General features: G+C 69.6%; 2 protein-coding genes. Both read left to right on the top strand.

Annotated elements, in window-relative coordinates:
• The first annotated feature begins 270 nt into the window (after positions 1-270).
• On the top strand, positions 271-960 hold the full coding sequence (mtrA, locus tag SSNG_RS13780) for a two-component system response regulator MtrA (protein WP_007264442.1): 690 nt from the start codon (positions 271-273) through the stop codon (positions 958-960).
• A gap of 70 nt (positions 961-1,030) precedes the next feature.
• Positions 1,031-1,222 (top strand): hypothetical protein (locus SSNG_RS13775; protein ID WP_129593388.1); only part of this gene is annotated, 192 nt, incomplete at its 3' end.

Here is a 1,222-nt window from a genome sequence, read left to right as displayed (position 1 = left end):
GCCCGGAGAGTCAGTCATCGTCGCTCCTTCTGCCGTACCTGCCGTGGCGGGCGCGCTGGTCGGCTGCCATCGTGCCATGGGGGCGCTCGGATCGGTCGGGCCGTCCCCGGATCACCGGCTGCCCCCGGAGCCCGCGCCGCTGTCGCCCTTCAATTGTCGCGCGGATCCGGGGCAGACTGGTCGTCCTGATCTCCACGCAGGTCCGAGGGGCGATTTCCAGCCCTTTTGGCTGTGGGGCAGCTCACCGCCGGGTAACGATTAGCTAATGGGATGATGTCAACCATGAAGGGACGCGTCCTCGTCGTCGACGACGACACCGCGCTGGCCGAGATGCTCGGCATTGTGCTGCGTGGAGAAGGTTTTGAGCCGTCGTTCGTAGCGGACGGTGACAAGGCACTGGCTGCCTTCCGGGAGGCGAAGCCGGATCTCGTGCTGCTCGACCTCATGCTGCCCGGACGGGACGGCATAGAGGTCTGCAGGCTGATCCGTGCCGAGTCGGGCGTGCCTATTGTCATGCTCACCGCCAAGAGCGACACCGTGGACGTCGTGGTGGGCCTGGAGTCCGGCGCCGACGACTACATCGTCAAGCCGTTCAAGCCGAAGGAGCTGGTGGCCCGCATCCGGGCCCGCCTGCGCCGGTCGGAGGAGCCCGCGCCCGAGCAGCTCGTCATCGGTGACCTGGTCATCGACGTCGCCGGCCACTCGGTCAAGCGCGACGGCGCCTCCATCGCACTCACCCCGCTGGAGTTCGACCTGCTGGTCGCGCTCGCCCGCAAGCCCTGGCAGGTCTTCACCCGCGAGGTGCTGCTGGAGCAGGTCTGGGGCTACCGGCACGCGGCGGACACCCGCCTGGTCAACGTGCACGTGCAGCGGCTCCGCTCCAAGGTCGAGAAGGATCCGGAGCGCCCCGAGATCGTCGTGACGGTGCGCGGTGTCGGCTACAAGGCCGGACCCAGCTGACGTGCCGCCCGGCAAGGCCCGGGGCGGCTCCCGGCGGGGAGTCCTGCGGGGCGGCCGGCAGCTCCGGCACATGGCCGACGGAGCACCCGGCGGCCCCCTCCTGCGGCTGTTCGTACGCCTCGTACGCCGGCCGCTGCTTCCTGCTGTCCGCCTTTGGCGGCGCAACATCCAGCTCCGGGTGGTCGCCGCCACCCTGCTGATGTCGCTCGCGGTGGTCCTCGCGCTCGGCTTCGTCGTCATCGCCCAGGTCTCCAAGGGACTC

Source organism: Streptomyces sp. C, from assembly GCF_000158895.1.
Lineage (GTDB): Bacteria > Actinomycetota > Actinomycetes > Streptomycetales > Streptomycetaceae > Streptomyces > Streptomyces racemochromogenes.
The sequence above is the reverse complement of the archived record's forward strand: the minus strand, read 5'-3'. Positions and strand labels throughout refer to the sequence as shown.